16 protein-coding genes and 3 pseudogenes are annotated in these 17,728 nt (G+C 65.5%); 6 read left to right on the top strand and 13 right to left on the bottom strand.

Annotated elements, in window-relative coordinates; translation table 11 throughout:
• The first annotated feature begins 410 nt into the window (after positions 1-410).
• Positions 411-716, top strand: a complete 306-nt coding sequence (locus ACFVJ3_RS25115) for an antibiotic biosynthesis monooxygenase family protein (protein WP_378454624.1) — start codon at positions 411-413, stop codon at positions 714-716.
• Between the two features lie 40 nt (positions 717-756).
• Here ACFVJ3_RS25115 and ACFVJ3_RS25120 read toward each other — a convergent pair whose 3' ends face one another.
• The 10 genes and pseudogenes from ACFVJ3_RS25120 to ACFVJ3_RS25165 form a co-directional block, all read right to left on the bottom strand.
• A complete protein-coding gene (locus ACFVJ3_RS25120) occupies positions 757-918 on the bottom strand; it encodes a hypothetical protein (RefSeq protein ID WP_378454625.1) in 162 nt (53 codons plus the stop codon).
• Positions 911-1,224, bottom strand: a pseudogene (locus ACFVJ3_RS25125) (cyclic pyranopterin phosphate synthase); the annotation flags it as partial. The gene ACFVJ3_RS25120 and the pseudogene ACFVJ3_RS25125, both read right to left, overlap by 8 nt.
• Positions 1,225-1,282: 58 nt before the next feature.
• Positions 1,283-1,390, bottom strand: a pseudogene (locus tag ACFVJ3_RS25130) (molybdenum cofactor biosynthesis protein MoaE); the annotation flags it as partial.
• A 148-nt stretch (positions 1,391-1,538) separates the two neighbouring features.
• A pseudogene (locus ACFVJ3_RS25135) lies at positions 1,539-1,988 on the bottom strand ((2Fe-2S)-binding protein); the annotation flags it as partial.
• Complete coding sequence (locus ACFVJ3_RS25140; protein ID WP_378454626.1) at positions 1,988-2,827, bottom strand: FAD binding domain-containing protein; 840 nt, start codon at positions 2,825-2,827, stop codon at positions 1,988-1,990. The gene ACFVJ3_RS25140 and the pseudogene ACFVJ3_RS25135, both read right to left, overlap by 1 nt.
• A 10-nt stretch (positions 2,828-2,837) precedes the next feature.
• Positions 2,838-3,566, bottom strand: coding sequence for an enoyl-CoA hydratase (locus tag ACFVJ3_RS25145; protein ID WP_378454627.1), 729 nt, complete (start codon positions 3,564-3,566; stop codon positions 2,838-2,840).
• A complete protein-coding gene (locus tag ACFVJ3_RS25150) occupies positions 3,563-5,908 on the bottom strand; it encodes a xanthine dehydrogenase family protein molybdopterin-binding subunit (protein WP_378454628.1) in 2,346 nt (781 codons plus the stop codon). Before ACFVJ3_RS25150 ends, ACFVJ3_RS25145 begins: the two co-directional genes overlap by 4 nt.
• Entirely contained in the window at positions 5,905-6,672 is a 768-nt protein-coding gene (locus ACFVJ3_RS25155) for an SDR family NAD(P)-dependent oxidoreductase (protein WP_378454629.1), read from the bottom strand. Before ACFVJ3_RS25155 ends, ACFVJ3_RS25150 begins: the two co-directional genes overlap by 4 nt.
• Positions 6,673-6,674: 2 nt before the next feature.
• Positions 6,675-7,481: an MBL fold metallo-hydrolase gene (locus ACFVJ3_RS25160; RefSeq protein WP_378454630.1), complete on the bottom strand. Its 807-nt coding sequence runs from the start codon at positions 7,479-7,481 to the stop codon at positions 6,675-6,677.
• Entirely contained in the window at positions 7,478-8,251 is a 774-nt protein-coding gene (locus tag ACFVJ3_RS25165; RefSeq protein ID WP_378454631.1) for an SRPBCC family protein, read from the bottom strand. The genes ACFVJ3_RS25160 and ACFVJ3_RS25165 overlap by 4 nt, the downstream gene beginning before the upstream one ends.
• A gap of 207 nt (positions 8,252-8,458) precedes the next feature.
• Between ACFVJ3_RS25165 and ACFVJ3_RS25170 the strand changes: the two genes are divergently transcribed.
• Positions 8,459-8,917 carry an acyl-CoA thioesterase gene (locus ACFVJ3_RS25170; protein ID WP_378454632.1) on the top strand — a complete coding sequence of 153 codons (459 nt, stop codon included), beginning with the start codon at positions 8,459-8,461 and terminating at the stop codon, positions 8,915-8,917.
• A 62-nt stretch (positions 8,918-8,979) separates the two neighbouring features.
• Here the strand turns inward: ACFVJ3_RS25170 and ACFVJ3_RS25175 are convergent, their stop codons facing one another.
• Both ACFVJ3_RS25175 and ACFVJ3_RS25180 read right to left on the bottom strand, forming a co-directional pair.
• A complete protein-coding gene (locus ACFVJ3_RS25175) occupies positions 8,980-10,527 on the bottom strand; it encodes a cation acetate symporter (RefSeq protein WP_378454633.1) in 1,548 nt (515 codons plus the stop codon).
• Positions 10,524-10,895: a DUF485 domain-containing protein gene (locus tag ACFVJ3_RS25180; RefSeq protein WP_378454634.1), complete on the bottom strand. Its 372-nt coding sequence runs from the start codon at positions 10,893-10,895 to the stop codon at positions 10,524-10,526. The genes ACFVJ3_RS25175 and ACFVJ3_RS25180 overlap by 4 nt, the downstream gene beginning before the upstream one ends.
• 265 nt (positions 10,896-11,160) lie before the next feature.
• On the opposite strand from ACFVJ3_RS25180, the gene ACFVJ3_RS25185 reads away from it, so the two are divergent.
• From ACFVJ3_RS25185 to ACFVJ3_RS25195, 3 genes are all read left to right on the top strand, one after another.
• Complete coding sequence (locus ACFVJ3_RS25185) at positions 11,161-12,741, top strand: class I adenylate-forming enzyme family protein (RefSeq protein WP_378454635.1); 1,581 nt, start codon at positions 11,161-11,163, stop codon at positions 12,739-12,741.
• Between the two features lie 86 nt (positions 12,742-12,827).
• Positions 12,828-13,943: an alcohol dehydrogenase catalytic domain-containing protein gene (locus tag ACFVJ3_RS25190; RefSeq protein ID WP_378454636.1), complete on the top strand. Its 1,116-nt coding sequence runs from the start codon at positions 12,828-12,830 to the stop codon at positions 13,941-13,943.
• Between the two features lie 7 nt (positions 13,944-13,950).
• Positions 13,951-15,429, top strand: a complete 1,479-nt coding sequence (locus ACFVJ3_RS25195) for an NAD-dependent succinate-semialdehyde dehydrogenase (RefSeq protein WP_378454637.1) — start codon at positions 13,951-13,953, stop codon at positions 15,427-15,429.
• A gap of 40 nt (positions 15,430-15,469) precedes the next feature.
• Here the strand turns inward: ACFVJ3_RS25195 and ACFVJ3_RS25200 are convergent, their stop codons facing one another.
• Complete coding sequence (locus tag ACFVJ3_RS25200; protein ID WP_378454638.1) at positions 15,470-16,126, bottom strand: TetR/AcrR family transcriptional regulator; 657 nt, start codon at positions 16,124-16,126, stop codon at positions 15,470-15,472.
• A 111-nt stretch (positions 16,127-16,237) separates the two neighbouring features.
• Here ACFVJ3_RS25200 and ACFVJ3_RS25205 point away from each other — a divergent pair, with 111 nt between their 5' ends.
• The gene (locus ACFVJ3_RS25205) at positions 16,238-17,356 is read left to right on the top strand and encodes an XdhC family protein (protein WP_378454639.1); all 1,119 of its coding nucleotides are present in this window, start codon (positions 16,238-16,240) and stop codon (positions 17,354-17,356) included.
• The last annotated feature ends 372 nt before the right edge of the window (positions 17,357-17,728 follow it).

Raw genomic sequence — 17,728 nt, forward strand, 5'->3', positions numbered from 1 at the left:
GAGCGTCACGAGTCGCGTCTTCATGCGGGGTTCTCAATACGGCTGGGCAGTGCCCCGGATGCGATAGCGCTCCAGCGCTGGGGAGCGGGTCACCAGTCCAGCCCTCTGCCATCCGATCTGAGGTATTGCCAATGAGCTGAGGAAACCGCGGCCTTCTGCAATCAGGGTGAGCCAGACCGGTCTACCTATGCGTTTTGAAACTAGCGTCTTGTCGACCGAGTCGACTTTTGGCTCAACAATGTGGCAGTAGAGCGACCGAATTGCGCTGCCACACCGACGCTGCATCTGAGTCGACCCGCCGCTGACTTGCAGTCGACAGGCGCCGGGCAGGTATCCCGGGATCTGGTCATCAGCGGGTTACGGGGTCATGCTGATCTCGTACTGAAGTCCGAGCGAATTGAGGAGTAGCGATGATGACAATCGTCACCAGGGTGAGGCTTCGCGGGGAGGGCATAGAGCGATGGGACGGGGCGATGCATGCTCGGCTGGCGGCCGCACGAGGGAGACCGGGTTGGGTGTCGGCGCAATTGCTCAAGGGGGTTGACCAGCCGCTCGAGCGCGCGATTGTCGGCGTGTGGGATTCCAAGGATGATTGGGCATCTTGGCATCACGACGAGACGTTTCGCGCAACACGCGAACAACTCGAAGGACTCGAGGACGGCCCCTCGGAATCGACATGGTTCGAGGTCGTGGAGAATGCCGACACCAGCGACTGAAGCTCGGCTCGGGTTTGGTCCGGTCAGGTCGAGATGTGCCCTATCCGCCGGCGAACGGTGGCAGAACATCGACCTTCCCTGATATCGGGTAGGTCAGATCGCCGAGAGATGGCGAGTCGATGAAAGTGATCGTTTCTTCGTCTCGCCCGATAATGTCCGCGGCCGCGGCGAAATAGCGTACAAGTACTTGATTCTCAGCCACCGATCGCTCCTATGCTCCTGACGGGTGGTGTGAATCCGTCGCACCGATTCCGTGCCCGAATGGTTTGCGTCACATTGCATCACGCCAGGACTGTGCGAGTTCTTGGTCGCTGGCGCCGGCACGCACGGCGGACCGGAGGTCGGTCTCGGTGTCACTGAATAGGCAGGGGCGAACTGTCCCTTCCGCGGTCAGTCTCGTGCGATCGCTGTCCGCGCAGAATGTGCGGGTGACCGAGGCGATGATGCCGACCCGAGCTGAGCCGCCATCGACAGCCCATTCCTCGGCCGGTGCCGATCGATCGATCCGGGGGGTGAAATCGGTACTCGAGGCCCGTAACGAGCTGGCCGTTGTCGAGGTTCCGCACGACGCCGGTGAACAAGACCGTGGCGCCGTTCGCCGGGCCGGTGACCGCGGCGTTGACCGCGACGGGATCGATCGGTTCCGTGGTGATGCGGGCGAGTAGTCCTGTCATGCCGTTCTCCTCGTCATCCGGGGAAGGACGGCTCTGGGCCGGAGGCGACTTCCGCCTGGGTCCCGGATGTGTGCTGTGTTGAGGAGTTTTCGTGCTCGTGGACCGTGCATTCGTGCGCGGGCTCGGTGCCGATGCGGTTGATTTCCGCTGCCGCCTCCTCGACAGCGTCGACGATTCCGACGTATCCGGTGCATCGGCAGATGTTGCCCGACATTTCTTCCCGGATCCGCTCCCGGCTGGGTTCCACCTCCCGGTGCAGGAGGTGGAGCGCGGACATGAGCATTCCCGGGGTGCAGAACCCGCACTGAAGGCCGTGCCGGTCGCAGAACGCCCGCTGCAGGGGGTGCAGGGTACCGTCGTCGGCGGCCATCCCTTCGACCGTGGTGACCGACGACCCATCGGCTTGGACGGCGAACATCAGACATGCTCGCACCGGCCCGCCGTCGACCAGGACGGTGCAGGCTCCGCAGACGCCGTGCTCGCATCCGAGGTGGGTGCCGGTGAGCCCGAGATCTTCGCGGAGCGCGTCCGCGAGGGTCTTGCGAGGCTCGATGTCGATCGCGGCTCGTTCTCCGTTGACGGTCAGTTCGATACGCATCAGTTCACTCCTGCCTTGATTCCTATTGCCTGGGTCAGCGCTCGGAGCGTGAACTCCTCGGTCATCGCGACTCGGTAGTCGGCTGAAGCGTGCAGATCCGACGCTGCGGTGATCGCGGTCGCGGCGACGCGCGCCGCCTCGGCGATCTTGTCGTCGGTCATCGGCCCGTCCGCGAGGATCGCTTCGGCGGCGAGGGGCCGGATGGGTATGGCGCCGACACCGCCGATCGAGATCCGGGCAACCCCTCCGACGACCGCCACGGCGACGGTGACGAGACCGAAGTCGCCGTGCCGACGGGCGAATTCGGCGAAACCCGACCGCTCCGGGACCGGGAAGTCGACTGCGGTGACGATCTCGTTCTCGTCCAGCGACGTCTCGAGGGGTCCGACGAAGAGGTCGTCTGCCACTACCGTGCGGGTACCGCCGGGCCCGTGGACGTGGACGAGCGCGCCCAACGCGGTCGCCACGACGGGGAGTTCCGCGGAGGGGTCGGCGTGGGCGATGCTGCCGCCGGTGGTGCCCCGGGTGCGGATGGCGCTGTGGCCGATCCACTTCGCCGCCTCCGACAGCAGGGGCAGGTGAGTCTGCTCGATCAGCATTGAGTGCCGGACCAGGGCACCCACCCGCACCGTGGTGTCGTTGAGCTTTTCGATCGTGTCGAGTCCGGGAACGCGGTTGATGTCGACCAGAATGGTCGGGCGCCCGAGGCGCATCGCCAGGACCGGGACGAGACTCTGTCCCCCGGCCAGGACCTTGCCGTCGCCGCCCGCGGATTCCAGGGTCTTGACTGCCTCGGCAATGCTGGAGGGACGGCTGTAGTCGAATGGTGCAGCCTTCATGGGTGCATCCTCACTTTCCCACGAATTTCGGCGAGCGGTTCTCGGCTCGGGCGAGCTGGCTCTCGGCGAAGTCCGCGCTCGCCCAGCACTGATCGAACTCGGCGTCGAGCCGGTTGTCCCAGCTGTCGGGTTCGGTCAGCGCCTGCACCGAATGCTTGGAATACATCAGCGAGAGCGGGGCGTAGGAGGCGATCTCCTGCGCGAGCGCCCGTGCGTCGTCGACCGTGCCGATGCGGTCCGCGAGGCCGCGGGTGAGCGCCGCCGTTGCGTCGAGCGTGTCGCAGGCGAGCAACACTGCGCGGGCAGTTCCGCCCCCGGCGAGTCCAGTAAGTCGCTGGATCGTCCACGGGTCGACGGCGAGCCCGTTGCGGGCCGTCGGGATCGCGAACTTCGCGCCCGGTGCCACGACGCGCAGATCGCACGCGATGGCCAGCTGCGTGCCGGCCCCGATCGCGGGCCCGTTGACCGCGGCGATCACCGGTATCGGCGCCGCGGTGATCGCACGAAGTGCGGTGTAGAGGGCGGTGCGGAAGCCGTCGCCGTACACGCCGCCGAAGTCGGCACCGGCACTGAACGCGCTCCCGGCGCCGGTGATGATCAGTGCCCGCCGCCCCGATGACACGCATCCCTCGATGACGGTGGTGAGCTCGGTCAGGTGCGCAATGTCGAGGGCGTTGCGCTTGTCGTGACGATCGAGGGTGATTTCCGCGACGTCGCCGTGCTCGGCGAGGGTGATCATCGGAGCGCCTCCCACAGGGTGGCCGGTGTGATCGGTAGATGATGAATCTCGATACCGACCGCGTTGTGCACCGCACCGGCGAGGACGGCGTTGGGGCCGAGTGTGCCGCCCTCGCCGACACCGCGTACCCCGAGGGGATTGTCGGCGGGGACGGAGATGTGTTCGATGATCATTTCCGGCACCTCGTGGCTGGTCGGCATCAGGTAGTCCATCAGTGTTCCGGTCGACAGGTTGCCGGCGTCGTCGTATATCAGATGTTCGTACATGGCGCCGCCGATGCCCTGCGCGATGGATCCGACTATCTGCCCCTCCACGATCATGGGATTGATGACGCGGCCGGCGTCCTCGGTGCATACCCATTTGAGGATTTTCAGGTCGCCGGTTTTGCGGTCGATCTCGATGGTGGCCGCCTGGGCTCCCGCGGCGAAGGCACCGCGGATCGGGTCGAAGAATCGGGTTGCTTGCAGTCCGGGTTCGATTCCTTCGGGAAGCTTGTTCGACTCCAGGTAGGCGATCCGTGCCAGCTCTGCGAGCGTGGCCAGGGGTTTGGTGTCATCGGGTCCCCAGATTTCGCCGTCTCGGCAGTCGAGGTCTGCCTCGTCGATTTCATGCAGGGCGGCGGCGAGTTTGAGGACCTTGGTTTTGACCGCTTCCCCCGTTCTGTGCGCGGCACCGCCGCCGATGACCGCCTGCCTAGAGGAGAAAGCTCCGAATCCCCACAGGGATTCGTTTGTGTCGCCGATGCGCACGTTGACGTCGTCGTAGGGGACACCTACTGCGTCGGCGACGATTTGAGCGATGGTCGTCTCCGACCCCTGCCCCTGGGTGGTGACCCCGCTGAGGACGGTCACCTTGCCGTCAGGGTCGACGCGCACGGTGCACGCGTCGTGGCCGGTGCGGAACGGCATCCGCGGGCCGGCGGCGGCGGCGCGGCCGAGGCCGGTCAGTTCGTTGTAGCAAGCGAAGCCGATGCCGATCGGGTTCGCGCCCGTCTCTCGCCGGTACTGTTGTTCGGCGAGGAATTCCTCGTAACCGATCGCGTTGACGCACTTGTCCAAACATGCGCCGTACCAGCCGGAGTCGTCGACGAGCCGACTCGGCATGCGGTACGGGATCTCCTCCGGGGTGACGAGGTTCTTCCGTCTGATCTCGAGGTCGGTCATGCCCAACTCGTCGGCGGCCGCGGTCAGCAGCGATTCCATCGCGAACACCGTCGCGGGCCTGGCCACACCCCGGTAGGGGCCCGCGCAGGAGGTGTTGGTGGTGACACCGCGGGTGACGCAACGGTAGTTGTCGAGCCGGTACGGTCCGGACAGCAGACCACCAGCCATGAGGGGTTCGATGCCCGCGGTCCACGGATAGACCGAGTAGGCGCCGACGTTGCAGGTGACATCCGCGTCGAGGGCGAGCAACGTGCCGTCCTTCGCGAACCCGGCTTTGACGAGATACCGATGATCGCGGGCGTGGGCGGCGGCTTGCAGGTGCTCGGCTCGGTCTTCCACCCACTTGAGCGGGTACCCCCGCATTTCGCGGGCCATCACGCACAGCGCGAGATCCTCCGGGTACAGCACGGCTTTGGTGCCGAAACCGCCGCCGACGTCGGGGGCGATGACACGCACATTGGACTCGGCCAGGCCGAGCAGCTCGGCGAGCATGTTCCGCACCAGATGAGGAATCTGCGTACCCGACCAGAAGGTGAGCTTGTCGTCGACCGGATCCCACAATGCAACCCCCGCACGGCATTCCATCGGATTGCCGGCATGCCGATTCGTGGTGAGCTCGCGTTCGACGACGACATGCGACCTCGCGAAGGCGGCCTCGACATCACCGGCATCGAACTTTCGTTCCAGCAGGACGTTGTCGGGGGCCTCTTCGTGGACGGGCACCTCGGGTGGTTTCCAGGCAACAACCGTCGCGGGAAGTTGGTCGTAGTCGATGTCGATCCGTTCGATCGCATCCTCTGCGATGTAGCGACTTTCGGCGACGACCGCTGCCACCGCCTCACCGGCGAATCGGGCCTTCTGCCACGCGAGGATGGGTTGCGCGGTCTCGACGTAGGACGGCAGCGCCGACTGTGCGCGCAGCGCGATCGACCGAAACGCGGGCATTCCGCCGGCGAACGCGCCGTACACGCCCGGCACGTCCTGCGCCGCGTCGACGTCGAGGTGGGTAATGGTGGCATGCCCGTACGGGCTGCGGAGGAAGGCGACGTGCCGCATTCGCGGCAGCTCGAGATCGGAGACATATCGGCCGTGGCCGGTGATCAGTCGCGCGTCTTCCTTGCGGCGAACGGACCGGCCGACAGCGCCGGTTCCGGGTTCTGCAGCGTGATCGTGTGTCATGGCATCGAGTACCCACCATTGACGGACACGATCTGGCCGGTGGTCCAGGACGACTTCGGCGAGGACAGCAACAAGATCGTCGGGGTGACGTCGTCGGGGGTGCCGAAGCGGCGCAGCGGATATGCCGAAAGGATGCGCTTCATCTTCGTGTCGTCGGCGTTGCCGGTGTGGGCGTCGAGGCTGCCGGTCTGCACGAGTGCGATGGAGACGGCGTTTGCGCGGATCTTGTGACGTGCGAGCTCCTTCGCCAGGGACTTCGTCAGTCCCACCGTGGTAGCCCGGGTCGTGGCGGTCACGAGGAGGCGGGATTCACCCACCCGGCCGGAGTCGCCCATCAGGTTGATGATCGAGCCCGCGACGTTGCAGTCGACCATCTGGCGGGCCACGGCCTGGGTGACGCGCAGTGTGCCGGCGACGGTGATCTCGATTTGCGGGGCCCAATCCTCTTCCGTCGTTTCCAGGAACGGCTTGCTCTGGGTGACGGCGGAGTTGTTGATGAGGATGTCGATCGGTCCGAGTTCGGACTTGACGGCGTCGACCGCGGCTTTCACGGCAACACCGTCGGCCAGGTCGGCGCCGACTGCGATGGCGCGCACACCGAGGGTCGCGGCCTCCTTCGCTGCTTCCTCGGCACCCTGGGCAGACGAGTTGTAGTGGAAGGCCACGTTTGCGCCTTCGGTTGCAAAAGCCATGCCGATCGCACGGCCGAGTCCCTTGCCGGCTCCGGTGACGAGGACGGTCTTGTCTGCCAGATCGAGGTTCATAATCAGCTCTCCTTGTTGTAGATCCAGCACGGTGCACCATTGGTGGTGGTCAGTCGCCCGGACTGCATGCCGGGGAAGTGTGCGGCGACGATGTCGGTGTCGGTGTCGGTGAACTCCGAGACGAAGTCGGCGCGGACCGTGGCGGCCGCGACGGAGTCGAAGTCGAATGCGAAATGCCAGTGCGATTCGATGAGTTCGACTGGGGTGTGGGCGAGGTCGCCGATCAGTGCGGCACGCTGCCCCTCGCTGGAGATGATGAAGGTGGTCGATCCGGGGGTGTGGCCGGGGGTGTGCCGGGCGTCGAGTCCGGGGGCCAGGGTCTGGTCACCGGCGAAGAGTTCGAGCCGACTTTCGAGCGGTTTGAGCTTGCGCACGGCGCCCGGTTCGGCGGACCCGCTTTCGACGAAGTGCTCCCAGTCGAGCTTGTGCACCCGGTGCGTTGCGTTCTCGAAGACGACGACGCCCTTCTTCGTCGCCCATCCGACGTGGTCGAAGTGCAGGTGCGTGAAGACCACATCTGTGATGTCGCCCGGATCCAACCCGTGCAACTTGAGGCTTTCGAGGAACTGGCCGCCGCGGTACTTGCCGTTGTCGATCGTCCCGACACCGGCGTCGACGAGGATGTTGCGATCACCGGTACGGATCAGATAGCCGCCGACGGCGAGTTCGAGGTTTCCGTTCTCGGTGAGCAGTTCCGCGTGGTCGTCCCACGGATCGCCGGGGATCTCGGGCCGGAACAGGACCTCACGGGGGTTCTCGTGGCCGGCGCCGTCGACGAGGGACTCGAGAAACAGTGAACCTACCTTCATCGGATCTCCTCGGTATTGATGCGGGGGACGAAGATCCGGTCGGCTTCGGCGAACGGCCGCTCCGGACGGGCACCGGTGGGAAAGACGAGATTGATCGTCAACGGCAGGCCGATGCCCGCCGACGGGTAACCGCTACCGAACGCGGCCGGCGCGGGTCCACGCCCCTTCCGGGTGAGGAGCACGATCAGCGCGATCACAGCCGCCAGCACTCCGGCGCCGGGCAACGCTACCTTCATCAGGGTGCCGCCCATGCTGCCCATGACATCGAGCGGCTCGACCTCGTCGATCGACTTGGGACGCTGCTCCACGGCGGCGCCGTTCGCCGCGCCGCCCACGATTTCGGCCTCGAGATTCTTGGCGAACTGACCGAGGATCTTGTTGGACACGTCGGCGATGACGCCGCGTCCGAAGCCGGCCGCTCGCCCGGAGAGGGCGAGATCGGTGAGCACGTGGACAGCGGTGCCCGAACCCTGTTCGGAGAGGGTGGCCGTGATGGTGGCCTTGGCCCCGCCCTGTCCGCCCACGTCCTTGCCCTCGGCCGCGATGACGGCCCGGTAGTTGGCCGGATCCTTTTCGACGAACCGTCCGGCGCCCTTGTATTGGGCCGAGACCGGGCCGACCTTGATCTTGACGGCGCCCTCGAACTCGTCGCCATCGAGGCTCAGGACCGCAGCACCGGGAAGGCAGGGGATCACCCGTCCGAGATCGAGGAGGGCGTCCCAGGTCTTGGCCACGGGAAGGTCCACGGTGAACGTGTTGGTGAGTTCCATAAGAAACATCCTAACTAATAATCGTTAGTATTGAGAGTACGGAGCGTGCCGAACCGTGTCAATCCTGATCGGGAACCCGCGACACCGTTGCGTCGACGGAATCAGGAAAGCGTAGATGCTGTTCAATTGTTCTTTGCTGCAATATGTTTGAGCCGTCCCGATGCACCTGTTCGCACTGTGCGGACCGATATGACAGGAGAAATGAAGATGAGCACTGAGGCGGCCGACGTACGCGAGAGTCCGACCGTGGCAGATTTCACGGTGCGCCGCGCGGCCACCACACGGTGGTCCGACAACGACATGTACGGCCATCTGAACAACGCCGTGTACTACCAACTCTTCGATGCAGCGATCAACAGCTGGATCATCGAGCAGTCCGGACTCGACCCGATCGCCGCCCCCGCATTGGGCGTCGTCGCCGAGTCCGGATGCCGATACTTCGAGCAGGTGCAGTTCCCGCAGGCGCTCGAGGTGGGAATCCGTGTCGCCAGGCTGGGCCGTACCAGTGTCACCTATGACCTCGGGCTCTTTCCTGCCGAGCTGCCCGAGAGTGCGACGATCGCCGCGCGGGGGCGGTGGGTGCACGTCTATGTCGACCGTGACACCAGGCGTCCGGTGCCGATCCCTGACGAGTTGCGTCAGCTGTTCGAATCGGTCACCGGATAACCACGGCGATCACAGGGAGGGTTTCGTGGCTACGACAGTCGCCGCAGCCACGAAACCTTGTCCTAGGATTCTTCTGCGCCGAGCCCGACCTGTGAGCGCACCCGCAGTTCGGTGAAGGCACTGCCCTGCCGGGGGTCGGGTTTGCCGATCATGGTCCCGATCCAGCAGGCCAGGAATCCGACGGGGATCGACACCAACACCGGGAAGGTCAGCGGGAACGGGGCCTTCTCCGCTCCTCCCGGCCACACCTGAGGGCCGAGAATGATCAGGGCGACGGAGGTGACCAGGCCGGCACCGATTCCGACCACCGCACCGAGAGTGTTGAAACGTTTCCAACCCAGACTGAGCGCGAGCGCCGGGAAGTTCGCGCTCGCCGCGATCGACAACGCCAGCCCGACGAGCAGCGCGACGTTGATTCCGGACCCGAGGAGAAGAGTGAGCACGATCGCCACTATCCCGACCCCGGCTGCCGCGATTCTGGCGACGACTGCGCCCTCGCGTTCGGTCGCGGTTCGCCGCTTGACGACGTTGAACCACAGGTCGTGAGACAACGCGCCCGATGCCGACAACACCAGCCCGGCGACCACGGCGAGAATGGTGGCGAACGCGACGGCGCTGACCAGGGCGATGAAGACGTCACCGCCGAAGCTTCCCTCGCCGCCACCGAGGTACTGCGCGAGCAGTGGTGCGGTCAAATTTCCTCCGGCAGTGGATTTTTCCGATCCGGTGGGCAGAAGTGCGCGAGCTCCGTACCCGATGATCGACGTCATGACGAAGAAGACACCAATGATCCCGACCGCCCACCCCACCGAGCGTCGTGCGGCGCGCGCGTCGGGAACGGTGAAGAACCGGATCAGGATGTGAGGAAGGGCGGCCGTGCCGATGGCGTAGGCCACCGCCGAGGACAGGGTATTGAGCGGGTTCGCGCTCGATCCGCCCGGAGCAAGGTATGCGTCCCCGTTGGGATGGTTGTCGGCCGCTGCCTCGAACATGCTCAGCGGGTTGAAGTTGAACTTCCACAGCACACCCACACACATGGCGCCGCCGACGACCAGCAGCAGCGCGGCCTTGATGATCTGGACCCAGGTGGTGGCGAGCATGCCTCCGAACACGACATAGAACAGCATCGCGATGCCCGTGATGATCACCGCGGGGGTGAAGTTCATTCCGGTGAGAGCTCGGATCAGCACTCCCGCACCGACGAGCTGGGCGATGAGGTAGAAGACGACCACCACCAGGGTGGCCAGCGAGGTGGCAGCCCGCACGGGTCGCTTGCTGAAGCGGAACGAGAGCACGTCCGCGATGGTGTACTGGCCGGCATTACGCATCTTTTCCGCGAAGAGCAGCAGAATCAACAAGAAGGCGAAGATCGCAGCCGTTGCCAGCACCCACCCGTCGAACCCGGTGAGAAAGATCAGACCGGTGAAGCCGAGGAAGGTGGCCGCCGACATCAGGTCCCCGGAGATCGCAAATCCGTTCTGAACCCCGGTGACGCTGCGGCCGGCGGCGTAGAAGTCCGACTGGGTGCTGGTGCGGCGCGCTGCCCAGAACGTCACGATGATCGTGATGGCGAGTACGGCGGCGAAGAAGATCAATCGTGTGAGGTTCATCTGCGGTCTCCAGGCGTCGATCGATCCGAGATCACTTCTAGTGCTTGCTTTTCCAGGGGGACGAACACGCGGGTCGAGGCACGGAGGTAAGCCGCGGTGACAATCCAGACGAGCGCGAACTGCGTCAGACCGAGGACGTATGCGACGGTGACGCCCGGCGCGACGAACTGTCCCATGAAGTCGTGGGCGTAGGCGGTCAGCACGAGGAACGCACCGAACCACAGGCTCGCGCCGGCGAGGGCCAGGCGGACGAATCGGGACCGGCGTTCGGTCAGTTCCGCGAAATACGATGAGGACGCAACTTTTTCGACGTCCGGGTCGACGGGCGCGATCAGATTGCGCCCAAACGTGGAGTACTCCACTTCCATGATTTTCCTCTCGAGCTGACCGCCGAGGTGGCGTTGCCATACGGGCTAACTAATATGCGTTAGTATGTAGTTGTGATCGTGCTCACGTCAAGAGGTTCAGCAGCAGGCCGGCAACATCGGCCGGCCTGCACCGGCCCTTCGCGTCGGGGCGCGGGGGAGGGGTTCCGGCGCTCGCGCAATCGAAGTTCTCCACGGCTGCCCCTTCCGGCCTGACGCTTCGACGGCTACACTAACTAACACTAATTAGTCTTCTCATGGAGGTATCGTGCTGCACACCGACGTGATCGTGCCCGTCCCCCGACTACTGGCCAAACACGCAGACGAACGTCCGGACCAGATCGCTTTCCGTGACCCGAACAAGTCCGTGACGTACGCGGAGCTCGAGTCCCGGACTGCCCGCCTCGCCGGTCATCTCCGCGACCTCGGCCTGATCTCCGGCGACCGACTCCTGATGTATCTGGACAACTGCGTCGAAGTGGCGGAGGGATACCTCGTCGCCCCTCGGGCCGACATCGTCACCGTCTGCGCCAATCCGGGCGGGACGAGACACGAATTCGAACACATCCTCGCCGATTCCGGCGCCACCGCCGTTCTCACCGACATGGCTCATCTGCCGACCGTCGTCGAGCTGATCGAGGACGGCGGAACGGAACTCACCCGCGTGGAGTTCGTCGTGGTCACCGGCGCACCCACCGATGTCGGATATTCGGGCAGGGTGAAGGTGGTCTTCTATGACGACCTGGTCGCGGCGACCCCCTCGGGCAGCGCACCCGATTCCACTGATCTCGATGCCTGGTGCTGGATGCTCTACACCTCGGGCACCACCGGCCGACCGAAAGGGGTGCACCTCACCCAGCGCAGCTGCCTGTGGGTGGTCGGCGCGTGCTGGGTGCCGATCGCCGGACTGAACAGTTCCGACGTGGTGCTCTCCGCCCTTCCCCTCTTCCACTCCTATGCCCTGGTGCTGTGCGTACTGGGAGTCGCCGCGACCGGGGCCACCGAGCACCTCCTGCCGAAGTTCTCCCCCACCCAGGTACGGCACGCTCTGGCCGACGACGGCATCACGTTCCTGCCCGGGGTGCCAACCATGTTCCGGTACCTGATGGACTCGACGACCGACACCCGCCTCGATGCCCCCGCGCTGCGCCTGTGTGTCTCCGCCGGTGCCCTGATGGCTACGGCGCTCAACGAAGCGTTCGAAGAATTCGCCGCCGTGCCGTTGCTGGACGGATACGGCATCACCGAAACCTCCACGATGGTGACGATGAACTCGCCGAGCGGCGGCCGGGTTCCCGGCTCGTGCGGTCTGCCGCTGCCCGGACTGACCGTCCGCCTGATCGACCCCGCGACCGAAACGGACGTCGCTCCCGGCGAGGAGGGTGAGCTATGGGTCCAGGGCCCCAACGTGATGCGGGGCTACCACAACCTGCCTGAGGCAACCACCCAGGTACTGACCCAGGGTTGGTACCACACCGGGGATCTGGCACAACGGGACGAGAACGGGTTCATTCGCATCAGCGGGCGCATCAAGGAGCTGATCATCCGCGGCGGCGAAAACATCTATCCCGCAGAGATCGAGGACATCCTCATTGCATGCGGGAGCGTGACCGACGCCGCCGTGGTCGCAGCGCCACACGACGCGCTCGGCGAGGTTCCCATCGCGTTCGTCGTCGCCGCAGACGGCAACGGCATCGATGAGGACGATCTGCGAAGTCGCTGCGCTGCGGCGTTGTCCTATTTCAAAGTGCCGGCGGAGTTCATTGCGGTGCCTGAGATTCCACGTACCGGCTCGGGAAAGATTCAACGCCACCGGCTGCACAGGCCGGAAGTATCCGTCACCAAATAGAGCTGGCTTACACCCCACTCACGTGGCATATCCGTTGAACGGCCGGCGGCTCATTCCTGTGCGACGCCAAAGAAGGGAACCATAGTATGAAGATTCGCGGAGCAGTCCTCGAGTCGAGCGGCCGGCCACGGCCGTACGCGGAATCGACACCTATTTCGATCACCGAGCTCGAACTCGATCCACCGGGACCCGGTGAGGTCCTCATCCGTATCGAGGCGGCGGGAATTTGCCATTCCGACCTGTCGGTCGTCGACGGCAACCGGTCGCGACCGCTCCCGATGTTGCTCGGTCACGAGGCTGCAGGCCGGATCGAACAGCTCGGCGACGGCGTGTCGGATCTGGCGGTCGGTCAGCGCGTCGTCATGGCGTTCCTGCCTCGCTGCAACGACTGCGCCGAATGCCGAACCGACGGCAAACTGCCCTGCACTCCCGGAAGCGCGGCGAACACCGCGGGAACCCTCCTCGGCGGAGACATCCGCCTGCACCGCGACGGCACCGACGTCAAACATCACCTCGGCGTCTCCGGTTTCGCCACGCACGCCGTCGTCGATCAGCATTCGGTCGTACCCGTCGGGGACGACGTCCCCCCCGACATCGCCGCCGTACTCGGATGCGCCGTGCTGACCGGGGGCGGTGCGGTCATCAACGCCGGCCGCCCGGAGCCGGGGCAAGCCGTCATGATCGTCGGGCTCGGTGGTGTCGGCACGGCAGCGCTGATCACCGCCCTGTCCCTCGGTCAAGGCGAGGTGATCGGAGTCGACTCGAATCTTGACAAGCTCACACAGGCAACGAAGTTGGGCGCCTCCGTGACCTACACTCCACAAGAAGTCGCGGAGCGGAACATTCAGGCCCCGATAGTCATCGAGGCAGCGGGCCACCCGCGCGCCTTCGAGACAGCCGTCGCCGCCACCGCTCCCGGCGGCACCACCGTCACCGTGGGGCTCCCGGCCCCGGACGCCCGCTCCTCGATCTCCCCACTCGGGTTGGTGGCCGGTGCACGGACCGTCATCGGCAGTTACCTCGGCTCCGCGGTACCGGCCCGCGATATTCCGGTGTACGCGCAGCTGTGGCGCGACGGGAAACTCCCGGTCGAGAAGCTGATCTCGTCCCGGATCGCCCTGTCGGACATCAACGCCGCCATGGACCAACTCGCCGACGGCAACACCATCCGGCAAGTCATCATCTTCGACGACGAGAAGTGAGGAAGCCTTGACCAGCACCCAGACACCCCAGCAGGCGCTACTCGAAGCGGTCCCGGCCGGACTGTACATCGGCGGGCGGTGGCGCCCGTCCGACGCGGGTAACACGTTCCCGGTGCACGATCCGGCGACTGGCCTGGAGCTCGCCGTCGTGGCCGACGCCACCGTCGCCGACGGTGCCGCCGCCCTCGACGCCGCGGCAGCGGCCCAGAAGGCGTGGGCACGAACAGCTCCCCGCGAGCGCGCCGAGCTTCTGCGGGCGGCGTTCGACGCCGTGATCGCCCGATCCGACGACCTCGCATTGCTGATGACCCTGGAAATGGGCAAACCACTTGCGGAGGCGCGCGGCGAGGTGACCTACGGCGCCGAGTTCCTCCGGTGGTTCTCCGAGGAGGCCGTCCGCGTGTCGGGCCGATACTCGGCGGCACCCGACGGCAAGACCCGGCTGCTGGTCCACAAGCGTCCCGTGGGCCCCTGCCTGTTCATCACTCCGTGGAACTTCCCGCTGGCTATGGCGACCCGCAAGATCGCCCCCGCGATCGCTGCCGGCTGCACCATGGTGGTCAAACCCGCCACACTGACGCCGCTGACCACGCTGTTGCTGACGCAGGTGTTCGAGGAGGTCGGGCTGCCGGCCGGGGTGCTCAATGTCATCCCCACCTCGCGTGCCGGAGCCGTGACCGGCCCGCTCATCGCGGACCCCCGGTTGCGGAAGCTGTCGTTCACCGGATCGACCGAGGTCGGCCGGCGACTGCTCGCGGACTCGGCGCAGCAGGTGCTGCGCACCTCCATGGAACTCGGCGGCAACGCGCCCTTTCTCGTGTTCGCCGATGCCGACATCGATGCAGCAGTCGACGGTGCCATGGTCGCCAAACTCCGGAACATGGGCGAAGCCTGCACCGCCGCGAATCGGTTCATCGTGCACGAGTCCGTCGCTGACGAGTTCGCGACCAAGCTTGCCGGCAAGATGGAGCGCCTCATCGTCGGACCCGGTATCGAGGCGGACTCCCAACTCGGCCCGCTGATCGACGAAGAGTCCCGGACCAAGGTTCACGCCCTGGTCCAGGACGCCGTCGCACACGGCGCCGCGATCGTCACCGGCGGTCAGCCCGTGCCGGGCGATGGCTACTTCTATTCCCCGACGGTGCTGACCGGCGTCACCGCGGATGCGCGCATCCTCCGCGAGGAAATCTTCGGACCCGTGGCCCCGATCACAACCTTCAGGGACGAAGAGCACGCCGTCGACATCGCCAACAGCACCGAATACGGACTCGTCGCCTACGTCTACACCCGCGATACCGCGCGCACCCTCCGCATGAGCGAGGAACTCGAGACCGGGATGCTGGGGATCAACGTCGGCGTCGTGTCCAACCCGGCCGCACCCTTCGGCGGAGTCAAGCAATCGGGTCTCGGCCGCGAAGGCGGCTTCGAAGGAATCGACGAGTACCTCGATATCCGGTACGTCGGGCTCGCCGACCCCTATGCCTGACCAGTTGCGACACCGGAAGCCGGTTGCCGCGACCGAACGGTCAGCGCGCGGCGGCCGGCTTCCGTGCCCGGCTTCGGCGAGTACGCGACGCCTGTTTGGCGCCCACCATGCTCAGGGCGTACTCGCTGTACTGCCGGGCCACCTCTCCCGCTGTCAGCTCACCGCCCTCGTGAAACCAGCGGGCGATACTGACACACATCTCCCGAATCGCGAACGACGCGAGCTTTGGAGTCTCGACGACGAAGACGCCTGCCTCCTGGCCATCGGTGATGATCTGCCGGAAAGCTCGCTCATGGTCCCGGCGAATCTGCTGCGCCGAGGTGCGCTCCGGCTCATCGAGACTCGCGGAATCCTGATTGACCACCAACGCTTCCCGGGGATGGGTGGCGTGGTGCAACGCATACACCTCGGTGGCGGCCCGCAGCCGCTCGACCGGATCGTCGACCTCGGCGATCACCCGGTCGAAGTCCGCAACGACGCGGTCAAGGGTGCCCAGGACGATCTCACGCAACAGCGAACTCTTCGACTCCATGTGGTTGTAGAGACTCGGCGTCCGAATACTGAGCCGCTCCGCCACCTGCTTGAGCGACGTGCCGTGGTACCCGCGTTCAGCGAACAGAGTCAATGCGGCATCGAACACGTCCGCACGCGTGACGGACGGAACGGACGCCGAACGCTTGTCGATGTAGTCAGTCATGATCCCCAACTTCTCAGCCGCCGAACCGGACGCGCCCCGCATCAGGGACAAACACTCATTGGAACGAATGTTAATTAGCCTACCTCAGCAGGCCACCAACGGAGGTGTCACATGCGCGAGATCCTCGATCAACTCGTGAGCTGGAACCGCGAGCACATCACGTACGCGGTCGCCACCGTGGTCCAGACGTTCGGGAGCGCACCACTCGGCCCGGGCACCGCGATGGCCGTCTCCGAAAACGGCGCCGTGGTCGGCAGCATTTCCGGTGGGTGCATCGAAGCCGCCGTCGTGGACATCGCCGACGACGTCATCTCGACCGGCCAGTCGTCCTACCAGAGGTTCGGCGTGTCCGACGACGACGCCTTCACCGTCGGACTGACCTGCGGCGGCACCATCGAGGTCAACATCAGCCCGCACACACCCGCCCTCGCGCAGATGCTCGACCAAGTGCACCAGGCCGTGGCCACACACGAACCCGTTGCACTGGCCACCACGCTCGGCGGCCCCCACGTGACACACCTGTTCCTCGACGACGTTCTACACGGATCCACCGGCGACGCCGACCTCGACCGTGCCATCGAGATCCGGATGGCCGGCATGGTGAACGCCGGCTCCAGCGCTGTCACCGAATGTCGCGCCGGGGACCACTGTCAGTCGCCGGTCAGGCTCTTCGTGAACACCTTCGCCCCGCCCCCGCGCATGATCGTGTTCGGAGCGATCGACTTCGCTCGCGCGGTCACCCAGGTGGGAAAGCTCCTGGGTTACCACGTCACGCTCTGTGACGCGCGGCCGGTTTTCGCCACGCGGGCGCGGTTCCCGGAGGCGGACGAGATAATCGTCGACTGGCCCCACCGGTATCTGCAGTCTCAGCAGCTTGATGGGAGATCAGCGTTGTGCGTGCTGACGCACGATGAGAAGTTCGACGTGCCCCTGCTCGAGCGCGCCCTCCGGCTCGAGGTGGGGTATGTGGGTGCAATGGGATCGCGCCGGACCTGTCTCAACCGCGAACGAGAACTTCGACTGCTCGGCCTCGGTGACACCGAACTCGACAGACTGCACGCACCGATCGGGCTCGACATCGGGGGCCGAACACCCGCGGAGACCGCAATCTCCATCGCCGCGGAGATCATCACCGCGCGCGAAGGCCGAACGGGCAACCCACTCAGTGAGAGTCAGTCACCGATCCATCCTCGACGCGAAGCGACGCATGCAACCGTGCACTCGGTGTGATGGCTCGGCCACCTGGAATTACTGCACGACCGAGCGCCGGTCTCACCCGTGCGCCCGCGAAGAGTGCCGAACATTCATCCACTCGAGCACGGACAACACGGCCGAATGGCCGAACAGGAACGGGCGCCGAGACGGAGACACCTATGATGGTGGCGGCCGGGGCTTGACTCTCCAAAACAATGATCAAAGCCGGGTCACCCGGGCCGTCGCGTCCACCAGTGTCCGGGCGCTCACCCAAAGTGACAACAGATGCAACGGCATGCGGATTCGGGCAAACGAGGTTGTCCCGGGTCTCGTAGAAGTTTAGGTGGCGGTCCCCCCGCTCGAGACCTGCCGTGTGGTAGGTGTCGGGCGTCCGCCAAAGACACACCG

Origin of the sequence: Rhodococcus sp. NPDC127593, assembly GCF_042671975.1 — a bacterium.
Lineage (GTDB): Bacteria > Actinomycetota > Actinomycetes > Mycobacteriales > Mycobacteriaceae > Rhodococcus_F.